Below are 19,253 nucleotides of genomic sequence, written 5' to 3'. Positions count from 1 at the left end.
CGAATACCACTCGCCCCCGCGTGGCGAGCACCTGGGTGTTAAGGCAGGTCCTTATTCACCTCGGGCAGGTTCGCGTCGCGCGGGCCAATGGTGCCCAGGCGGCTCTTGAGCGACTGGGGCAGGCCGGTGAGGATGGCCGCGTAGTTGGTGGTGTTGGACAGCACCTTCTTCACGTAGTCGCGCGTCTCGGCAAAGGGCACGTTTTCGGCCCAGATGGCAGCATCCAGCACCGGGCCGTTGCGCCAGCTGCGTGGGCGGCCAGGGCCCGCGTTGTAGGCAGCAGCGGCCATGGGCATGGAGCCTGCAAAGTCGTCCAGCGCCAGCTTGAGGTAGGCAGTGCCAATGGTGATGTTGGTGTCGCGGTCGGTGATCTGGTCGGGCGTGAAGTTGGTAAGGCCGATCTTCTTGGCCGTCCAGCGGGCGGTGGCGGGCATCACCTGCATGAGGCCCGAGGCGCCCACATGCGAGCGCGCATCCATCACAAAGCGGCTTTCCTGGCGGATCAGGCCGTACACATAGGCCGGGTCGATGCCGATGCCCTGCGCGCGCTCCACCACGGTGCTGCGGAACGGCATGGGGAAGCGCTGGTTCACCTCGATCACGCCCTTGGTGCGCTCGCTGGTGTTGATGCACCGGTCCCACACCTCTCGCTGGCAGGCAAAGTCGGCAGCGGCCAGCAGTTCGCGGTCCGGCATGCCGCCGGGCTGGTGCAGGTTGGTGGTGTAGTTCCACTCCCGCACGCCTTCGCTGCGCAGCCCCAGCAAAATGGCGTAGAGCGCGCGATTGAGCCCCGGGTTGGCGCGTGCAGCCGCCTTCTCTTCGGCGGTTAGGGGGGCCGGCGCAGGCGGCACGCTGATGCGCTGGCCCAGTTCCTCCAGCGCCAGCTGCTCATAGAACCCGCGCGTGCCGGCAATGCTTTCGAACAGCTGGCGCGCCTCGGCACGGTCTGCGTCGCTGGGCTTGCCGGCCAGCAGCGCACGCGCCTTCCAGTACACCCACGTGCTGTCCTGGCGGCCTTCGGGGCCCATGGCGTCCACAGCCTTGGCCACGGCTTTCCACTGACCGGCGCGCAGCGCGGCGCGCACCTTCCAGCCCAGCAGATCGTCGTTGAGGTCGCTGTCCTTGGTGATGTTGCCAAAGTAGCCCATGGCATCGCTGGACAGCTTTTGTGCAGCCGCCTTGCCGATCACGCCCCAGGCCCAGTTGCGCTCCTCGGGCGAGAGGTGCACGCTCCATTTGCTGTCGAGCTGGCGAGCAGCGCCGTCCGGGTCGCTGCCTGCAAGCTTGATCAGTGCCAGCACGATCAGCTCCTGGCGCACCTTGCCCCGCGCCGTGGCCCGGCCGAGCAGGTATTTGCTGGGCGTGTCGAGCGCTTCCTTGAGCTGGGGCAGCGCATCGGGCGCCACGATTTCGACGGCATTGCGCACCACACGGGGCCGGTTGGCGTCCACACCCAGCCGCGCCTTGCGCCAGATGTCCAGCGCAGAGAGCTTCTTGGCGGTGTACAGCTCGCCCGCCGCATGGTTGCAGCCGTCGTCAGCGTCGCGGATGGCGTACCAGTTGCTGCGCACGTCGTCCGCCACCGTGGCGGGTGCCGTGCCCTTGATGTGGTCGATGAGCAGCGCGTAGCAGCGCACCTCGCGGTCGTCCGACATGCGGTAGCTGGGGTGCTGCTCGGCAAACTGGCTCCAGTCGCGCCGCTGACCCAGCAGCAGCAGCCAGTCGTTGCGCAGGCGGTCTTCCTGGTAGGTGCCGGCGTAGCGCTGCATGAATGACTGGATCTCCTGCGGCGACGCCTCGCCCAGGCGCACCCGCAGCTCCCAGTAGGCCGCCCAGGGTTCCAGCGCATGGCCGCGCGCGGCAGGCAGCAACTGCGCGAGCTTGTTGCGGTCGCCCTTGCGGAACGCCTGCTGCATCTCCAGCAGGGTATCGTCACCACGGTTTTGCGCCATGACAAGCGGCGCGGTGGCGGCCAGCAGGGTGACGGCCACAAGGGGTGTCAGAATCGCTCTGAGAAATTGCATGGGGGAATTATCTGATGGACAAAGCAGCCCTTCGGCGCACATTGATAGAAGAACGCCTCAACCTGCCCGACCGCCTACAGCGGGCCGACCTGTTGCAGCAGGTGATGCGCATCTGGCTGGTGAACCGGCCGGATACGGTGATCGGCGCCTACTGGCCGATCAAGGGCGAGTTCGACCCCCTGCCCGCCCTGCACCGCTGGAAGGAAGACGGCGAGCTGCTGGACGAACCCCTGCGCCGCCGCATCGGCCTGCCGGTGGTCAACAAGCAGCACAAGACCCTGACCTTCCACGCGTGGTACCCAGGCTGCCCCATGGAAGAAGACGCCTACGGCATCCCCAAGCCCAAGGACACCGAGGTCATCGTGCCCACGCTGCTGTTTGTGCCCTGTGTGGGCTACGCCGCCGGAGGCTACCGGCTGGGCTACGGCGGCGGTTTTTACGACCGCACGCTGGCCACGCTGCAGCCCAAGCCCTTCACGGTGGGCCTGGGCTTCACCAACGGCTATCTGGACGAGTTCGAGCCCGAGGAGTTCGACCTGCCGCTCGATGCCATCCTGAACGACAACGGCGTGGTCTGGCCGGTCTGATCCCCTCAGTGCCCGCTGGCGGCCGCACGGCAGACCGCCCACGGGCACTTGCCGGTCGGCACGAAGGCCTGTGATGCCTGTGATGCCTGCTGCGCATCATTCGGACCGATTTTTCGCATCGCTGGCGCGCGCCGCAACGGCTAGCATGGCAGGCTGACTCTTCATTTCAGGTGCCCACCATGCTCAAGCTCTACATCGGCAACAAGAACTACTCGTCCTGGTCCATGCGCCCCTGGGTGCTGCTCAAGCAGGCGGGCATCGTCTTTGAAGAAGTGCGCGTGCGCTTTGACAGCTTTGACGCGCAATCGGAGTTCAAACGCACCATCGGCGCCGTGAGCCCGACTGCCAAGGTGCCCGTGCTGATTGATGGCGACCTGGTGGTGTGGGACACGCTGGCGATTGCCGAATACGTGGCCGAAACCCATCCCGACAAAAAGCTCTGGCCCACGGACGCCAAAGCCCGCGCACGCGCCCGCAGCGTCTGCGCCGAGATGCACAGCGGCTTCACCGCCCTGCGCAGCCACTGCCCCATGAACATCGAAGCCCAGCTGGCCGACACCGGCGCCCTGATCTGGCGGGACCAGGCGGGCGTGCGCGCCGACGTGCAGCGCCTGGTGGAGATGTGGAGTGCGCTGCTGCAGGAGCACGGCGGCCCCCTGCTGTTTGGCGACTTCACCGTGGCCGACGCCTACTTCGCCCCCGTGTGCATGCGCCTGCACACCTATGCCCTGCCGGTGCCTGCGCCCATCCAGGCCTATGTGGACCGTGTGCGCACCCTGCCCGGTGTGAAGGCCTGGATCGACGAGGCGCTGGCCGAGAAGGACTTTCTGGACTTCGAAGAACCGTACCGCCTGCGCCATACCGAAGGCTGAGCCCCATGGCCGTCACCCTCTACCTGCGCTATGTGCTCAACACCAGCAAGCTGAAAGAGTTTGAACACTACGGAAAACTGTGGATTCCGCTGGTCGAGAAATTCGGCGGCCAGCACCACGGCTACTTCATGCCCAGCGAGGGCGCCAACAACATTGCGCTGGCGCTGTTCACGTTCGAGAGCCTTGCAGCCTACGAGCGCTATCGCGAGGCCTCGATGCAGGATGCGGACTGCCAGGCGGCTTTCCGCTATGCCGAGGAGACGGGGTGCATCGTGAGCTATGAGCGGAGCTTCTTCAGGCCTGTATTCGCCTGAATGAAGCCGCGCACAGGCAGTCCTTTAACGGAACTGCTTGCGCAAAAACGCCTTGTGCCGCGCGATGTGTGCCAGCTGGGCGGGGGCAATGGTGCCGCCCAGGTCTTCGTCTTCGGTGTTGAGCACCTGGTTGGCATAGGCCAGCGCACGCGCCACCACCTCCTCTTCACTCACTCCCTGGGTGGCCGCCAGGTCCATGGCCACGCGGCGCATCGCGCGCTGCGACAGCATCCACATGGCACCGAACGAATCCCACGCGGCCGCCATCTCCTTGAACTTGTCGTGTTCGGCCAGGATGTCGTTGAGCGGCTTGGCCAGGATCTCCTGCAAGCCTTCCACCTGGGCCTTCAGGGCCTCGAACTGCGCTTCGCGCTGCAGGGCCTCGGCAGCCGCGTTGGCGGCGGCGTCAGGCGCCTGGGGCACGGGCACGCTGCCGTCGGGGTTGAGCTGGGCAATGGTGAGATCAGACGATAGGGACATGGTGGCGGGACTATACGACCCTCGTCCTAAACTACACCGATGCAAATCTACATGGTGGGCGGCGCGGTCCGCGACAAGCTGCTGGGCCGGCCGGTGAATGACCACGACTGGGTGGTGGTGGGCGCCACGCCCGAACAGATGCTGGCGCAGGGCTACCTGCCCGTGGGGCGCGACTTCCCCGTCTTTTTGCACCCCGAGACGCGCGAGGAATACGCCCTGGCCCGCACCGAGCGCAAGAGCGGGCGCGGCTACCGGGGCTTTGTGGTGCAGAGCTCGCCCGATGTGACGCTGGAGGAAGACCTGTCGCGCCGCGACCTCACTATTAATTCAATAGCATCCAGCACAGATGAATCCGGCGCTACCCGCCTGTTTGACCCCTACCACGGCGAAAACGACCTCCGTGCACGCGTGCTGCGCCATGTGACCGATGCTTTCCGCGAAGACCCCGTGCGCATCCTGCGCGTGGCGCGGTTTGCGGCGCGCTTCACCGACTTCACGGTGGCGCCCGAGACGATGCAGCTGATGTGCGAGATGGTCGCGCATGGCGAGGTGGACCACCTGGTGGCAGAGCGCGTGTGGCAAGAGCTGGCGCGCGGGCTGATGGAAGCACAACCCTCGCGCATGTTCGAGGTGCTGCGCGAGTGTGGCGCACTGGCCGTGCTGCTGCCCGAGGTGGCGTGCCTGTGGGGCGTGCCCCAGCGGGCCGAGTACCACCCCGAGGTGGACACCGGCGTGCACCTGATGATGGTGCTGGACATGGCCGCGCGGCTGTCGGCGCCGCTCACCGTGCGCTTTGCCTGCCTGGCGCACGACCTGGGCAAGGGCACCACGCCCGCTGACGTGCTGCCGCGCCATATCGACCACGAAACCCGCAGCGCCGAGCTGCTGAAAGACGTGGCCGAGCGCCTGCGCGTGCCGGTGGACTGCCGCGAGACCGCCGATGTGGTGGCGCGTGAACATGGGCACATCCACCGCAGCCAGGACCTGTCGGCCGCAGCACTGGTGCGCCTGCTGGAACGCTGCGACGCCATCCGCAAGCCCGAGCGGTTTGCCGAGATCCTGCTGGCCTGCGAATGCGATGCGCGCGGGCGGCTGGGATTTGAAGAGTCTGCCTACCCGCAGCGCCCCCGCCTGCTGGCCGTGCTGGCCGCCGTCCAGTCGGTCGTCACGCGCGAGATTGCTGCGCAGGCCTCCGCCAGGGGTCAGAGCGGTCCGCAGGTGGGTGCGCTGATCCACCAGGCACGGGTCGAAGCCGTGGCGCAGTGGCTGCAAGCCCAGGCGCACAGTGCAGCCACCTGAACCGGTGCGCTGCGTCTCAAAGATCGGTCTAAGGCAACGCTGAATAAGTCCCCGCAGTGGCGCGCCCCCTGATTTGGGATGGGATGCAAGGCGCAAACCACAGCGATAGCCGTAGCTATCGCGAGGATTTGCAACGCGGCAGACCGCCCAAAGCAGGGGTGCGCGGTGCGCGAGGGACTTGTTCAGCGTTGCCCTAACCCTCCCTACAATCCGCGTCCGCTCGCGCCCTGGGAAGGGTGCGCCTTTTGGCTGTTTTGCGATCACGACGTCCCCATGACCTCTGTGCACATCCGCCCCGCCACCACGAATGACGCCGACACCATCGCGCCGCTGTTTGACGCCTACCGGCAGTTCTACGAGCAGGCGCCGGACCTGGCCGGAGCGCGGGCCTTCATCGCTGAGCGGTTGGAGCGGGAAGAGTCCGTGATCCTTCTGGCGTTGGATGGGACGCAGACGGCCGTGGGCTTTTGCCAGCTCTACCCCACGTTCTGCTCGGTAGAGGCCGCGCCCATCTACACACTGTACGACCTGTTCGTGGCGCCTGCAGCACGCAAGACAGGCGCTGGGCGCAGCTTGCTGCTGGCAGCAGAAGCCACCGCCCGCGCGCATGGCAAGGTGCGCATGGACCTGACCACGGCCCACACCAACACCACGGCGCAAAAACTTTACGAGTCGCTGGGCTGGACGCTGGACACGGTGTTTCGCGCCTATAACAAACGCATCAGCGCCTGAACCGTCCTGCCACTGGCGCTGCCAGTCGCCCTCACCAGCGCAGCAAGCGTGGCCCCAGGATTGCCCCCAGCGCGGTCGGAATGGCCATGCCCACCACGTACCACACCGCCAAAAACGGGGTGGCCATCTCGGGGCAGTGCAGGGCGTACACCAATGCGCCCAGCGCACCTGCCAGCAAGCCAGCGCCCGCACCGGCCCACGCCAGTCGCGTCGGGGCGGCGCCCTTCAGCGCCCAGAAGCCCGCAACAAACGCCGGCACGGACAGCGCTGCGATATTGAACGGGCAAGTACGCCACGTGCTGCCCAGAATCAGCGGCACACGCTCGGCCGCAGGCACCTGCCACAGAGCCCCCAGCGCCATGGCCCACAGCAGCAACGGCGGCACCGCCAGCCACAGCAGCGCATGGCCCAGCGGCATGCCCGGGCGGGCCATGCGGCGCAGCAGCGCCAGGCCGGCGGCAGCCAGTGCAGCGGCAAACACCAGCTTGCCCCAGAACATGGGCAGCGCCATGGTCGCCAGCAGATCAGGCCGCAGGCCGAACAGCGCCAGCATCAGCACCCCGGCGCCGGCAATGCCCGCCGCGCTGGCCACAGCAAACCGCTGCTCGATGGCGGTGCGCTGCACAGGCCGCTCATCCGCAGCCAGCAGGTGGATCAATTCATCGGTTTTCATGTCATTCCTCCTGGGACTTGCGCAAACCAGAATGCGACGCCGAGCCGCTGGATGGACCCGTCGATTTGCCTGAACCCTGTTTTGCGTAAGTCATGTCTCTGATCCTGGCGGCCAGGGCCTTGAGCCCCCGGTGTACGCCGACTTTGACGGCCGACTCCGACAGCCCCGTAAGGCGCGCCGTCTCGACCACCGACAAACCTTCCAGCTTCACATACTCAATCGGCAGACGCTGCTTGTCCGGCAGGGTCTGCAGCAACTGCCCCAGATCGCGCCGCGCCTCGGCAGCCTCGCTGTCGCTGCTGGCAAACAGCTCGTCCGCATCGTCCAGCGGGTCGTTGCGCGCCTCCTTGGCGGCATGCGAGCGTAGCCAGTCGATGAGCTTGTAGCGCGCAATCGCATGCGCCCAGGCCGTCACCGGCATCTCGGGCCGGTACGTGTGGCGCTGGTTGTGCACGGCCAGCAGCGTCTCCTGCACCAAGTCTTCCACCTCATCGGGCCGCTGCGCAAGGCGGCGGCGCAGGAAGGCGCGCAGGTGGGCGCTCAACTCCTTCAGAAAGCGCTGGTAGGCGGCTGCATCGGCATCCAGGCCCTGCAACAACAAGCCGCGCAAGCGCTCTTCCACTATCTCCATGGTGTCTCCCTGAAGGCAATTCGGATGCCGGGACGAATGGGTTACAGGCCGTGCAAAAAAATTTTGTGGTGCATGCCACCCCATTTTTTGCGCAGCGCTGTAACCCGCTGGCTGCACAGCGCGAATTACAACGCAGATCGGGCCACGCAACGCAACCGCTGTGCTGTCACCCGGTCGGATTCAACCTTTATCAACCCTTGGAGAACCGCACCATGACCACCCGCACCCTCAGCCTCGGCGCCCTCGCCCTTGTGGCCCTGACCTCTGGCGCCGCCATGGCCCAAACCAGCGCCGCCCCCATGGACGGCGCCAAGCCCGCCATGGAGAAGTGCTACGGCGTCTCGATGGCCGGCAAGAACGACTGCGCCGCAGGCCCTGGCACCACCTGCGCAGGCACGTCCAAGATGGACTACCAGGGCAACGCCTGGAAGTTTGTGCCCGCAGGCACCTGCACCACGATCAAGACGCCCAAGGGCATGGGCATGCTGACGCCCATGAAGAGCTGACCATGGCACCCGCTCTCACCGCCGGCCTGGGCCTCAAGCCCCAGCACTACGACGAGGCGCTGCGGTGCACCGCCCCCGGCCTGTGGTGGGAGGTGCACCCCGAGAACTACCTAGCCGACGGCGGCCCGCGCCTGGCCTGGCTCGAAGCCATTCGCGCGCGCCACCCGGTAGCCCTGCATGGCGTCTCGCTGTCGCTCGCGGTCGACGCGCCGCCCGATGCGGCCCACCTGGCACGGCTGGCCGCCCTGGCAAAGCGGGTGGAGCCAGTCATCATCTCGGAGCACTTGGCATGGTCCAAATGGCGCGGACAGTACCTGCCCGATCTGCTGCCGTTTCCGCGCACGCACGCGGCGCTGCAACGCATCGCAGACAACATCGCCCGCACGCAGGATGTGCTGCAACGCCCTATCGCCATCGAGAACCCCACGCACTATCTGCACATCGACGGCCACGACTGGCTGGAGACCGAATTTCTGGCCGAGCTGGTGCGGCGCACCGGCTGCGCCCTGCTGCTGGACGTGAACAACGTGTACATCAGCGCCAACAACCTGGGCTTTGACGCGCAGGCCTACCTCGATGCTTTCCCCCTGCACGCCGTGGCAGAGATCCACCTGGCGGGCCACCATGCGGACCCGGTGCATGGCGATACGCTGCTCATCGACAGCCACGATGCGCCCGTGGTGCCCGCCGTGTGGGCGCTGTACGAGCAGGTGATGGCGCGCACCGGCCCCGTTCCCACCCTGATCGAACGCGACGACCAGCTGCCTGCCTTCCGTGAACTGCTGGCCGAGCGGGAGCAGGCCCACCGCGCGCTCGCCCATGCACAGCCCCGTGAGGTTGCATGCAGCTGAGCACCTTTCAGGATGGCTTCTCTGCCGCGCTGCTCGGCCCGGCGACCGATGCGCCGTGGCTGTCTGCACTGGAGTCCCAACCGGGCTTTGCCGTGTACCGCAACACCGTGCTCAAGGGCTGCATCGATGCGCTGCAGGCCAACTACCCCACGGTGGGTCAGCTGGTGGGTGACGACTGGTTCCGCGCCGCTGCAGCAGTGTTCGCCCGCACCCAGCCGCCGCGTAACGGCCTGCTGGTGAGCTATGGCGAAGGGTTTGCCGACTTTCTGGCCGGGTTTGCCCCGGCCGCCGAGCTGCCCTACCTGAGCGCCGTGGCGCGCCTGGACCGATGCTGGACCGAATGCCATCTGGCGGCAGATGCCACCGCCGTGGACCGCCAATGGCTGGCACAGCAGACCCCTGACACTTTGCCCCAAGCATCACTGCGGCCCCACCCCGCTGCACGCTGGGCTTGGTGCGACGAGCATCCAGCTTATGCCCTGTGGCAGAGCCACCGTGAAGGTCTGCATCCCAATGAGGCGCTGGAGTGGACGGGCGATGGCGCCTTGCTGACCCGGCCGCATGCCGAGGTGGTGTGGCATCCCTTGTCGCGCGCAGGAGTGGTTTTTTTGGACGCCTGTGCCCAAGGCCATACGCTGGAAGCCGCCGCCACCTCGGCCCTGAATGCCGAACCCACCGCTGACTTTGCTGCCCTGATCAGCACCTTGCTGGACGCAGGCGCCTTGATACCCACCGATTCACGCACAGGCTGAGGAGCCCTTCATGACCACCAGCACACACTTCCCTTCGGCCCCTGCCAAAGGCCCACGCTTGCTCTTGGCGCGCCTGGCCGACACCGCCGCCTGGCTCACCCCGCACAGCCTGCTGGCGCTGGTCAACCGGGTGGCCATCGCGGGCATCTTCTGGATGTCGGCACGCACCAAGGTCGAGGGCTGGTTCACCATCTCCGACAGCGCCTACGCGCTGTTCCGCGACGAATACAAGCTGCCCTTGCTGCCGCCCGAGCTGGCGGCGCAGATGGCCGCCGTGGCCGAGCACCTATTCCCGGTGCTGCTGGTGCTGGGCCTGTTCACACGCCTGTCGGCCCTGGCACTGCTGGGCATGACGCTGACGATTCAACTGTTTGTCTATCCGGACGCATGGCCCACCCACCTGTCATGGGCGGGGCTGATGTTGTACCTGGTGGGGCGCGGTGCGGGGAGCGTGTCGATGGACCGCGTGCTGGGAATCCGCTGACCGCTGCGCATCAACCTGCGGTGGTGCGCACCCAGCGCACGATATCGGCCGCCCCCAGCGCGCCCGAAATACGCGCCACCTCACGCCCTTGCTGGAACAGGATCATGGTCGGAATGCTGCGGATGGCATAGCGCGCCGCAATGGCCTGCTGGTCTTCGGTGTTGAGCTTGGCCAGGCGCACGCGGGGTTCCAGCTCGCGGGCGGCCTGCGCAAAGGCGGGTGCCATCTGGCGGCAAGGTCCACACCACGGGGCCCAGAAGTCCACCAGCACCGGGATGTGGCTGCGCGCCACATGCTTGTCAAAGCTGGTCGCATCCAGCTCCAGCGGCGCCCCCGCAAACAGGGGCCGATGGCATTGGCCGCAATCGGGCGCGCTGCCCAGGTCGGCGCTCTGCACGCGGTTGGTGGTGTGGCAATGGGGGCAGACGATGTGCAAGGCTTCGGTCATGGCGCGGCAAGGGCTGGAGGCAAAAAAGCTAGGGATGTCCTGCATAACCCTCGCGGGTCGGTGGTAGTGCGGATCGGGACAGGCCGCAAGGCGTCTTTTTGCAGCCCATAGCGGGGCTATGGGCCAAAAAAGCAACGCAGCGGATGGCCCGAGACCGCGCTATCACAGACTGCAGGGAGTTATGCAGGACATCGCTTACTGATCACATGGCGCCGCAGGCGCTTCGTTTCAAGGCTCCGCCCTGCAATCCGTGGTCACCCCAGTTGCAACCGGTCGCAGACCTTGCGCGCGTTTACCAGCCCTGAATCCCCCTGGTGGCCGTGCCTGCATTGCAGCGTCTGCTATGGTTTCGCGCATGCAGCTGCTCCCCACACTGACAACTGCCCATGCGCTTTTTCTCGATTTCGATGGCACGCTCACCGAGCTGGCACCACGCCCTGAGGCGGTGCGCATCGCATCGGGCCTGATTCCCACGCTGTCATCGCTGCACGCCCAGTTGGGAGGTGCGCTGGCCATCGTGACCGGCAGACCCGAAGCCGACATCGACGGATTTCTGGCGCCGCTGCGCCTGCCGCTGGCGAGCGAACATGGGGCCCAATACCGCCTCTTTGACACTTCGGTGCCCGCCACCGCACCACCCGCGCTGGAGTCCGTCTTGCAAGCCGCTCAGTCCCTGGCAGCGCGCCACCCCGGTCTGCTGGTGGAGACCAAACGTGTGAGCGTCGCCCTGCACTACCGCCTGGCGCCCCACCTTGAATCCCTGTGCCACGACACGCTGGTACACGCCATGCGCGAGGTGGACGGTGTGGAACTGCTGCGCGGCAAATGCGTCTTTGAAGTGAAGCCCCGTGGCGTTCACAAGGGCCAGGCCATCATCGATTTCATGACGCAGCCCCCCTTTGAGGGCCGCACGCCGGTCTTTGTGGGCGATGACGTCACCGACGAGGCCGGCTTTGCCGCTGTGCAATCGCTCGGCGGCTGGGGCATCAAGGTGGGTGAGGGGCCCACCATGGCACAACACCGCTGCATGACATCGGCCGCACTGCGGGGCTGGCTTTCGTCTGCACGCACAACGCTGGAGCGCGAACGATGAACACCGCCGCCACACAGCCCCAGACGGGCTCGCTCAACCTCGGGATGATCGGCAACTGCGCCATCAGCGCACTGATCGACGACCACGCCCGCATGGTGTGGTGCTGCCTGCCGCGCTTTGATGGCGATCCGGTGTTCAACGCCCTGCTGCAGCCCGGCGACGAGGGCAGCCACTTCGCGATCGAGCTGGAAGACCTGGCATCGGCCCACCAGTGGTACGAGCCCAACACCGCCATCCTGCGCACGCAGTTGTTCGACAAGGCGGGCCACGGCATCGAGATCACCGACTTTGCGCCGCGCTTTTACAGCCGCTCGCGCTACTTCCGGCCCATGACGCTGGTGCGCCGGGTGCGGCCCATCCAGGGGTCGCCGCGCATCCGGGTGGCGCTCAAGGTGCGCTACGACTGGGGCCAGACCACGCCCGAGATCACGCGCGGCAGCAACCACATCCGCTATGTGGGCGACAGCATGACGCTGCGCCTGTCCACCGATGCACCGGTGTCGCATGTGCTGTCGGGCCAGGCGTTTGTGCTCACGCGCGAACACAACTTTCTGCTGGGCGCCGACGAGACGCTGGTGGATGGCATTGCGGACACCGCCCGCCACTTCGAGCAGGAGACCACGGCCTACTGGCGCAGCTGGAGCCGCGCGCTGGCCATCCCGCTGGAGTGGCAGGACGCGGTGATCCGCGCAGCCATCACGCTCAAGCTGTCGCTGTACGAAGAAACCGGCGCCATCGTGGCCGCCATGACGACCAGCATCCCCGAATCCGCCCACAGCGGCCGCAACTGGGACTATCGCTACTGCTGGCTGCGCGATGCCTTCTTTGTGGTGCGCGCGCTCAACAGCATCTCCGAGGTGGGCACCATGGAGGACTACCTGCGCTGGCTGAGCAACGTGGTGGTCGAAGGCGGCGACGGCCACATCCAGCCGCTGTATGGCATTGGGCTGGAGAAAGACCTGCCCGAAAGTTTTGTGCCCCAGCTGGCGGGCTACCGGGGCATGGGCCCGGTGCGCGTGGGTAACCAGGCGGCCGAGCATTTTCAGCACGACGTGTACGGAAACATCGTGCTGGGCGCGGCCCAGGCCTTCCACGACCACCGCCTGCTGCACCGCGCGGGCCTGGCCGAATTCAAGCGGCTGGAACAGGTGGGCGACAACGCCGTGCGCGTGTACGGCCAGCCCGACGCCGGCATGTGGGAGCTGCGCACGCGCGCCCGGGTACACACCTCGTCGGCCCTGATGAGCTGGGCCGCCTGCGACCGGCTGGCCAAAATCGCCGCCACGCTGCAGCTGGCCGACCGCGCCAGCCACTGGCAGCAACATGCCGACCGCATGCGCGCCGAAATTCTCGACAAGTCGTGGTGCGAAGAACGCCAGGCGTTTGCCGAGAGCTTTGGCGGGCACGAGCTGGACGCCAGCGTGCTGCTGATGGCCGAAGTGGGCCTCATCGACCCGAAAGACCCACGTTTTGTGAGCACCGTGGAGGCCATGGAAAAGAGCCTGTGCGATGGCCCCTACATGCGCCGCTACGAGGCGGCCGACGACTTTGGCAAGCCCGAAACGGCCTTCAACATCTGCACCTTCTGGCGCATCGACGCGCTGGCGCGCATTGGCCGCAAGGCCGAGGCGCGGGCCATCTTCGAAACCATGCTGGCCGCGCGCAACCCGCTGGGCCTGCTGTCGGAAGACACCCACCCCGACACCCGCGAGATGTGGGGCAACTTCCCGCAGACCTATTCAATGGTGGGCGTGATCAACGCCGCCGTGCGCCTGTCGGCGCCCTGGGACAGCGTGATTTGAGGCGCTGTCCGACAGCGGCCAGGGGCGGTCTGCACGGATGATGGCCCCCATGAGCCGTCTTGTCGTCATCTCCAACCGCCTTGCCGATCCCCGCAAACCCGCCGCCGGGGGCTTGGCCGTGGCCCTGGGTGAAGCCCTCAACCAGACCGGAGGACTCTGGTTTGGCTGGAGCGGCACCGTGGTCGAAGGCGGCACGCCTGGCGAGGGCGAACTGCACACCCGCCAGGCCGGCCCTGTCACCCTGGCCACCGTGGACCTGTGCCGCGAAGACCACGACAGCTACTACCACGGCTACAGCAACAGCGTGCTGTGGCCGGTGTTCCATTACCGGCTGGACCTGGCCGACTTCAACGCCAGCTACATCGCAGGCTACCGCCGCGTGAACCAGATGTTTGCGCGCAAGCTGCTGCCGCTGCTGCGCGACGACGATGTGATCTGGGTGCACGACTACCACCTGATCCCGCTGGCCGCCGAGCTGCGCGCCATGGGCTGCAAGCAGCGCATCGGCTTCTTTTTGCACATCCCCATGCCGCCACCGCTCATCATGGCGGCCATCCCGCAGCATGAATGGCTGATGCGGTCGCTGTTCGCCTACGACCTGGTGGGCCTGCAGAGCGAGGCCGATGTGGCGCATTTCACCCGCTATGTGCGCAACGAAGGCAGCGCCGAAGCGGTGGACGAAAAGCGCGTGCGCGCCTTCGGGGCCACGGTAGTGGTGCAGTCGTTTCCCATCGGCATCGACGTGGACGAGTTCACGCGCCTCACGCACGCCCCCGACGCGGTGGAGACCTACGAGAACATGCGCGACGAGTATTCGCGCAGGCGCCTGCTGCTGGGCATCGACCGGCTCGACTACTCCAAGGGCATCCCGCACCGCGTGCGGGCCTTCCGCGAGCTGCTGGACCGCTACCCCGAAAACCGGGGCAGCGCGACGATGATCATGATCGCCTCGCCCAGCCGTGACGACGTGCACGCGTATGCAGACCTGCGCCAGGAGCTGGAGGGCCTGTGCGGCTCGGTCAACGGCGACTACGGCGAGCTGGACTGGATGCCCGTGCGTTATATCCACCGCATGGTGGCGCGCAAACGTGTGCCGGGCCTGTGCCGCGCCGCCGCCGTGGGGCTGGTCACACCGCTGCGCGACGGCATGAACCTGGTGGCCAAGGAATACGTGGTGGCGCAAGACCCGGACAACCCCGGCGTGCTGGTGCTGTCACGCTTTGCGGGTGCGGCAGAGCAATTGAAAGAAGCTCTGCAGGTGAACCCCTACGACCCCCAGGGCATGGCCGACAGCATTCAGCAGGCGCTGCAGATGCCGCTGGCCGAGCGACAGGCGCGCCACCAGAAGCTCATGGCGAGCATCCGGGAGCACGACGTGCACTGGTGGCGCAAGGCGTTTCTGGATGCGCTGCAGACGGCGGGCTAATTTGAGATACCAGCGCAGCAGCAGCGGCCGCTGCACTACAACAGCTTGGTGATCAGACTGACCACAAAGCTCAGCAGCAGCGTGGACGCCAGCGGCACATCCCAGTCCCGCCCCAGCCACCGAAACCGAAAGTCTCCAGGCAAACGCCCAAAGCCCATGCGGCGCAACAGCGGCGACAGCCAGCTGATGAACATCAGGGCCAGGAGGATGACAAGGAGCCAGCGAAACATGGGCAGCGCGGCAGCAGGCGGTCAGAGCCGGTGCGAACGGTCGCCGTGGCTGAACCCCAGCGGCTCCCACGGCTCGCCCGCACCCACGGCCAGCACCTTGAACAGCTCGCCCATCTCGTGCTCCATGATCAATTTGGCCGCTGTCGCCCGCTGGGTTTGCGGTAGCTGCTCCATTTTTGGGAGCAGTCCACAGTTGATGAGGAAATGCGCCTGCGTGGTGTAACCCAGCACGTTCAGGCCCGCCTCCTGCGCGGCCAGCGCCATGGCGGTGAAGTTGACGTGTGCAGTGATGTCTTTGCGGCCCACCTCCACCAGCGGGTCGCCATCGGCCAGGTGGCCCTGGTGGCACATCACCGTGCCCATGTGGCGCTGAGGGTGGTAGTACTCGTCTTCGCCAAAGCCATAGTCCAGCAAGAAGGCTGCGCCGCGCGTGAGCCGGTCGGCCAGCATGCGCATGAAGCCTTCGCCCTGGGCGTGTATTTCTGTCAGGTAGTCCTGCGGGCCTTCGATGGCGATGGGCGGGCGCAGGTCGGTGGGGCGGTCGGCCCAGGCAAAGCGGCCGTCTTCGGCCACCACCACACCGCGCTCATGCCACACGCCGCCCTGCTGGCCGCCATGGCGCGTCAGCAGCTGCACAGGCATCGCATCGAGCACCTCGTTGCCCACCACCACGCCTTCGATGTGCTCGGGCAGTGCATCCACCCAGCGCAGCTTGGGGGCGTGGGCCACCAGCTTGGCCTGCTGGCGGGCGCGCAGGCTGCCCGACAGATCGACGATGGTGTAGCGCTGCACCTGGTCGCCCAGCGCATCCAGCAACTGCAGCGCCAGCGCGCCGGAGCCTGCGCCAAACTCCCAAACTTCATGGGTGCCAGTGCGCTCCAGCGCCTCGCCCACCTGCACGGCCAGCGTCTGGCCGAAGAGGGGCGTGAGTTCGGGCGCGGTCACAAAGTCACTGCCCGACTCGGGCATGGCACCGAATTTGGTGGAGTCGTTGGCGTAATAGCCCAGGCCGGGCGTATACAACGCCAGGGCCATGAAGCGGTCAAAACCCAGCCATCCGCCCTCGGCGGCAATGGCCTGGGTGATGTGCTGGTGCAGGGCGGTCGTTAAACTGTCGGGTCTTTGGGTCACGGCCCGCATTGTCCCCCACATGTCCACCCCTTCCCTCCCCCATCGCCCCCGCACCGTGCTGGTGACCGGTGCCGCCAAGCGCCTGGGTCGCAGCATTGCGCTGGCCCTGGCCGCCGGCGGCTGGCAGGTGGCGGTGCACTACCGCTCGTCAGCGCAAGATGCTATCAATACCGTAGCTGAATGCGCAAGATTGACTAGCGCAAGCGCCCATTTTGAGGCTGATTTTGATGACGAGGCCGCCGTGCGCGGCCTGCTGCCCCGCGTGGTGGCGCACTTTGGCCGCGTTCATGCCGTGGTCAACAGCGCCTCGCTGTTCGAGCACGATGACGCCGCCACCTTCAGCTTTGCGGCACTCGAAAAGCACCTGCGCAGCAACACGGCGACGCCCGTGCTGCTGGCCCAGGCCCTGCACCAGCATGTGGCCGACCGTGTGGCGGCGGGAGAGGCCGACGCGCAGGGCGCCGTGGTCAACCTGCTGGACCAGAAGCTCTGGAACCAGAACCCCGACTTTGTGAGCTACACGCTGTCGAAAGCGGCACTGGAGGCCGCCGGCACCATGCTGGCCCTGGCCCTGGCGCCGCGTGTGCGCGTGGTGGGCGTGGCGCCCGGACTCACGCTGACCAGCCACATGCTGAGCGACGAAAAGTTCGCCCAGCTGCACGCCTTGAGCCCCCTGGGCCGCTCGTCCACCCCCGAAGACGTGGCCGCCACGGTGAAGTTTGCGCTGGAGAACCGCTCCATCACCGGCACCACGCTGCTGGTCGATGGTGGCCAGCACCTCATGAAGTTTGACCGCGATTTCTCGCTGATGTGAGCCCAACGCCGGCGCACCCAACGAGCCCCCACCCCATGACACAGACCCCTTCCCAGATGACTGGCACGCAGATCCTGACGCTCACCGGTTTGCGCTTTGATGCCAACCTGGGCATCCTCGACCACGAAAAGACCGACCCGCAGCCCATCCAGGTGGACGCTGAGCTGAGCCTGGGGGTGCAGCCGCTGGCCCCGCGCGACGACGACATCGGCCATGTGCTGGACTACCGGCGTGTGCGCCAGATCATCATCGACGAGTGCACGGCCGAGCATGTGAACCTGCTGGAGAGCCTGATCGGCAAGCTGGCCAACCGCCTGATGCAGTTGCCCGGCGTGCTGGGCGTGCGCGTGAAGATTGCCAAACTCGAAATTTTTGACGACTGCGAAGTGGCCATTCGCGTCGAGACAGGACAGTGGTGACCCCATGAGCACCGTAGTGAACGAAGCCCCACCCACCAACCCCGCCCTCTCCGCCCCCTCCGGCTGGACCGACGAGCCTGCAGAGGCCGCCGCCGGCGGCGCCGCCCGCATGAAGATCGAGCGCGAAACCCACAAACTGGAAAAGCGCCTGTGCCGCGAGGTCGGCAAGGCCATCGTCGACTTCAACATGATTGAAGAAGGCGACAAGGTCATGGTGTGCATGTCCGGCGGCAAGGACAGTTATGCGCTGCTCGATATCCTGCTCAAGCTCAAAGCCCGCGCGCCCATTCACTTTGACCTGGTGGCGGTGAACCTGGACCAGAAGCAGCCTGGGTTCCCCGAGCATGTGCTGCCCGAATACCTGGCCAGCACCGGCGTGCCGTTCCATATCGAAAACGAAGACACCTACAGCATCGTCAAGAAGCTGATCCCCGAGGGCAAGACCACCTGCAGCCTGTGCAGCCGCCTGCGCCGGGGCATTCTGTACCGCGTGGCCGATGAGCTGGGCTGCACCAAGATCGCGCTGGGCCACCACCGCGACGACATTTTGCAGACGCTGCTGCTCAACATGTTCTTTGGCGGCAAGATGAAAAGCATGCCGCCCAAGCTGGTGAGCGACGACGGCAAGCATGTGGTGATCCGCCCGCTGGCCTACGTGGCCGAGAAAGACACCGCCCGCTGGGCCGCGCACCGCAACTTCCCCATCATCCCGTGCAACCTGTGCGGCAGCCAGGAGAACCTGCAGCGCAAGCAGGTGGGCGAGATGCTGCGCGAGTGGGAAAAGCGCTTTCCTGGCCGCGTGGAGAACATGTTCAACGCGCTGCAGAACGTGGTGCCCTCGCACCTGCTGGACGGCAGCCTGTACGACTTCAAGAATGCCAAGGCCACGGGCATTGCCAGCGAAGACGGCGACAAGGCGTTTGACAAGGAAGAGTTTGCGGCGCCATCGCCGTCGTTGCCGGGTGTGCAGGTGGTGCAACTGTCGTGAACTGCCGGGGCCAGCGGCACTCTCACGGAGATCCTTGTTTCAGGACACTCTGACCATGACACAACGCCGATGGATTACCGCCCTGCTCCTGGGCCTCACCGTCACCCTGCTCGCAGGCTGCAGCACCACCCGCGTGGTGGAGGGCCAGGTGCAGAGCTTCTCAACGCTGGCGGCCATGCCCGCACCTGCCACGTACCGCATTGAGCGCCTGCCTTCGCAGCAGGCCCCTTCGTTCAACGCCATCGCCACGCTGGCCGACCAGGCCCTGGCACGCGCAGGTCTGCAGCGCGACGAGGCCGCGCCCCGCCTGCTGGTGCAGCTGGGTGTGCAGGCCGACGCCGTGCCGCGCTATGACCCCTTCCGCCCCTATGGCCCCTACGGCGCTTACGGGCCCGGCCCCTGGGGCATGGGCGGCTGGTATGGGCGGGGCTGGGGCGTGCATGGCGTGTGGCGCTTTGGCGAACCCACGCCCCTGCACCGCCGCGCAGTCAGCATCGTGATGCGCGACGCCAGCACCCAGGCCGTGGTGTACGAAACCTCGGCCGTGCACGAAGATGTGTGGGTGAGCGACCCGGCCGTCTATGGCGTGCTGTTCGACGCGGCCCTCAACGGCTTTCCCAAACCGCCCCAGGGGCCCCGCCAAGTGCGCATACCCCTGGCCCCCCCTGCCCCCTAGGGCGTCCCATCCTCAGTCATT

23 protein-coding genes are annotated in these 19,253 nt (G+C 66.5%); 16 read left to right on the top strand and 7 right to left on the bottom strand.

The window, feature by feature from the left end; genetic code table 11:
* Positions 1-38: 38 nt before the first annotated feature.
* Positions 39-2,024 carry a lytic transglycosylase domain-containing protein gene (locus ACODSM_RS05720; protein WP_488804616.1) on the bottom strand — a complete coding sequence of 662 codons (1,986 nt, stop codon included), beginning with the start codon at positions 2,022-2,024 and terminating at the stop codon, positions 39-41.
* A 14-nt stretch (positions 2,025-2,038) separates the two neighbouring features.
* Between ACODSM_RS05720 and ACODSM_RS05715 the strand changes: the two genes are divergently transcribed.
* From ACODSM_RS05715 to ACODSM_RS05705, 3 genes are all read left to right on the top strand, one after another.
* Positions 2,039-2,611 (top strand): 5-formyltetrahydrofolate cyclo-ligase, encoded by a 573-nt coding sequence (locus ACODSM_RS05715; protein ID WP_060985741.1) that lies wholly within the window; start codon positions 2,039-2,041, stop codon positions 2,609-2,611.
* Between the two features lie 179 nt (positions 2,612-2,790).
* A complete protein-coding gene (locus ACODSM_RS05710) occupies positions 2,791-3,483 on the top strand; it encodes a glutathione S-transferase family protein (protein WP_110961708.1) in 693 nt (230 codons plus the stop codon).
* 5 nt (positions 3,484-3,488) lie between these two features.
* Positions 3,489-3,797 carry an NIPSNAP family protein gene (locus ACODSM_RS05705; protein ID WP_110961532.1) on the top strand — a complete coding sequence of 103 codons (309 nt, stop codon included), beginning with the start codon at positions 3,489-3,491 and terminating at the stop codon, positions 3,795-3,797.
* 24 nt (positions 3,798-3,821) lie between these two features.
* Here ACODSM_RS05705 and ACODSM_RS05700 read toward each other — a convergent pair whose 3' ends face one another.
* Positions 3,822-4,277 (bottom strand): hypothetical protein, encoded by a 456-nt coding sequence (locus ACODSM_RS05700; RefSeq protein WP_488804615.1) that lies wholly within the window; start codon positions 4,275-4,277, stop codon positions 3,822-3,824.
* A gap of 39 nt (positions 4,278-4,316) precedes the next feature.
* Here ACODSM_RS05700 and ACODSM_RS05695 point away from each other — a divergent pair, with 39 nt between their 5' ends.
* Together ACODSM_RS05695 and ACODSM_RS05690 are read left to right on the top strand one after the other, a co-directional pair.
* Positions 4,317-5,576, top strand: coding sequence for a multifunctional CCA addition/repair protein (locus tag ACODSM_RS05695; protein ID WP_488804614.1), 1,260 nt, complete (start codon positions 4,317-4,319; stop codon positions 5,574-5,576).
* Between the two features lie 273 nt (positions 5,577-5,849).
* A complete protein-coding gene (locus ACODSM_RS05690; protein WP_488804613.1) occupies positions 5,850-6,308 on the top strand; it encodes a GNAT family N-acetyltransferase in 459 nt (152 codons plus the stop codon).
* Between the two features lie 31 nt (positions 6,309-6,339).
* On the opposite strand, the gene ACODSM_RS05685 is transcribed toward ACODSM_RS05690, so the two are convergent.
* Together ACODSM_RS05685 and ACODSM_RS05680 are read right to left on the bottom strand one after the other, a co-directional pair.
* The gene (locus ACODSM_RS05685; RefSeq protein WP_488804612.1) at positions 6,340-6,981 is read right to left on the bottom strand and encodes an NrsF family protein; all 642 of its coding nucleotides are present in this window, start codon (positions 6,979-6,981) and stop codon (positions 6,340-6,342) included.
* Position 6,982: 1 nt separating this feature from the next.
* Positions 6,983-7,612 (bottom strand): sigma-70 family RNA polymerase sigma factor, encoded by a 630-nt coding sequence (locus ACODSM_RS05680; RefSeq protein ID WP_291442275.1) that lies wholly within the window; start codon positions 7,610-7,612, stop codon positions 6,983-6,985.
* Positions 7,613-7,824: 212 nt separating this feature from the next.
* Between ACODSM_RS05680 and ACODSM_RS05675 the strand changes: the two genes are divergently transcribed.
* The 4 genes from ACODSM_RS05675 to ACODSM_RS05660 are packed head-to-tail and all read left to right on the top strand — an operon-like array spanning position 7,825 to position 10,205.
* Complete coding sequence (locus ACODSM_RS05675) at positions 7,825-8,118, top strand: BufA1 family periplasmic bufferin-type metallophore (protein ID WP_015015875.1); 294 nt, start codon at positions 7,825-7,827, stop codon at positions 8,116-8,118.
* Between the two features lie 2 nt (positions 8,119-8,120).
* Positions 8,121-8,969, top strand: coding sequence for an MNIO family bufferin maturase (bufB, locus tag ACODSM_RS05670; protein WP_488804611.1), 849 nt, complete (start codon positions 8,121-8,123; stop codon positions 8,967-8,969).
* A complete protein-coding gene (locus ACODSM_RS05665) occupies positions 8,960-9,721 on the top strand; it encodes an HvfC/BufC family peptide modification chaperone (RefSeq protein ID WP_488804610.1) in 762 nt (253 codons plus the stop codon). Before bufB ends, ACODSM_RS05665 begins: the two co-directional genes overlap by 10 nt.
* Before the next feature lie 10 nt (positions 9,722-9,731).
* Complete coding sequence (locus tag ACODSM_RS05660) at positions 9,732-10,205, top strand: DoxX family protein (RefSeq protein ID WP_110961541.1); 474 nt, start codon at positions 9,732-9,734, stop codon at positions 10,203-10,205.
* Between the two features lie 10 nt (positions 10,206-10,215).
* On the opposite strand, the gene trxC is transcribed toward ACODSM_RS05660, so the two are convergent.
* Positions 10,216-10,653 (bottom strand): thioredoxin TrxC, encoded by a 438-nt coding sequence (gene trxC, locus ACODSM_RS05655; RefSeq protein ID WP_015015879.1) that lies wholly within the window; start codon positions 10,651-10,653, stop codon positions 10,216-10,218.
* 355 nt (positions 10,654-11,008) lie between these two features.
* On the opposite strand from trxC, the gene otsB reads away from it, so the two are divergent.
* From otsB to otsA, 3 genes are read left to right on the top strand one after another with little or no spacing between them, the layout of a single operon-like run.
* Complete coding sequence (gene otsB / locus ACODSM_RS05650) at positions 11,009-11,746, top strand: trehalose-phosphatase (protein WP_291442266.1); 738 nt, start codon at positions 11,009-11,011, stop codon at positions 11,744-11,746.
* Complete coding sequence (locus tag ACODSM_RS05645; RefSeq protein ID WP_488804609.1) at positions 11,743-13,548, top strand: glycoside hydrolase family 15 protein; 1,806 nt, start codon at positions 11,743-11,745, stop codon at positions 13,546-13,548. The genes otsB and ACODSM_RS05645 overlap by 4 nt, the downstream gene beginning before the upstream one ends.
* Positions 13,549-13,597: 49 nt before the next feature.
* Positions 13,598-14,974 (top strand): alpha,alpha-trehalose-phosphate synthase (UDP-forming), encoded by a 1,377-nt coding sequence (otsA, locus tag ACODSM_RS05640; protein WP_488804608.1) that lies wholly within the window; start codon positions 13,598-13,600, stop codon positions 14,972-14,974.
* 35 nt (positions 14,975-15,009) lie between these two features.
* On the opposite strand, the gene ACODSM_RS05635 is transcribed toward otsA, so the two are convergent.
* Positions 15,010-15,204, bottom strand: coding sequence for a DUF2905 domain-containing protein (locus tag ACODSM_RS05635; RefSeq protein WP_056745516.1), 195 nt, complete (start codon positions 15,202-15,204; stop codon positions 15,010-15,012).
* A gap of 21 nt (positions 15,205-15,225) precedes the next feature.
* The gene (locus ACODSM_RS05630) at positions 15,226-16,344 is read right to left on the bottom strand and encodes a class I SAM-dependent methyltransferase (protein WP_488804634.1); all 1,119 of its coding nucleotides are present in this window, start codon (positions 16,342-16,344) and stop codon (positions 15,226-15,228) included.
* A gap of 10 nt (positions 16,345-16,354) precedes the next feature.
* Between ACODSM_RS05630 and ACODSM_RS05625 the strand changes: the two genes are divergently transcribed.
* From ACODSM_RS05625 to ACODSM_RS05610, 4 genes are read left to right on the top strand one after another with little or no spacing between them, the layout of a single operon-like run.
* Complete coding sequence (locus ACODSM_RS05625) at positions 16,355-17,149, top strand: SDR family oxidoreductase (RefSeq protein ID WP_488804607.1); 795 nt, start codon at positions 16,355-16,357, stop codon at positions 17,147-17,149.
* Positions 17,150-17,184: 35 nt separating this feature from the next.
* Positions 17,185-17,568: a dihydroneopterin aldolase gene (locus ACODSM_RS05620; protein WP_192420890.1), complete on the top strand. Its 384-nt coding sequence runs from the start codon at positions 17,185-17,187 to the stop codon at positions 17,566-17,568.
* Between the two features lie 4 nt (positions 17,569-17,572).
* Entirely contained in the window at positions 17,573-18,556 is a 984-nt protein-coding gene (gene ttcA / locus ACODSM_RS05615; RefSeq protein ID WP_422848609.1) for a tRNA 2-thiocytidine(32) synthetase TtcA, read from the top strand.
* 55 nt (positions 18,557-18,611) lie between these two features.
* Positions 18,612-19,232, top strand: a complete 621-nt coding sequence (locus ACODSM_RS05610) for a DUF4136 domain-containing protein (protein ID WP_488804606.1) — start codon at positions 18,612-18,614, stop codon at positions 19,230-19,232.
* The last annotated feature ends 21 nt before the right edge of the window (positions 19,233-19,253 follow it).

It is taken from the genome of Acidovorax sp. FG42, from assembly GCF_057809195.1.
The sequence above is the reverse complement of the archived record's forward strand: the minus strand, read 5'-3'. Positions and strand labels throughout refer to the sequence as shown.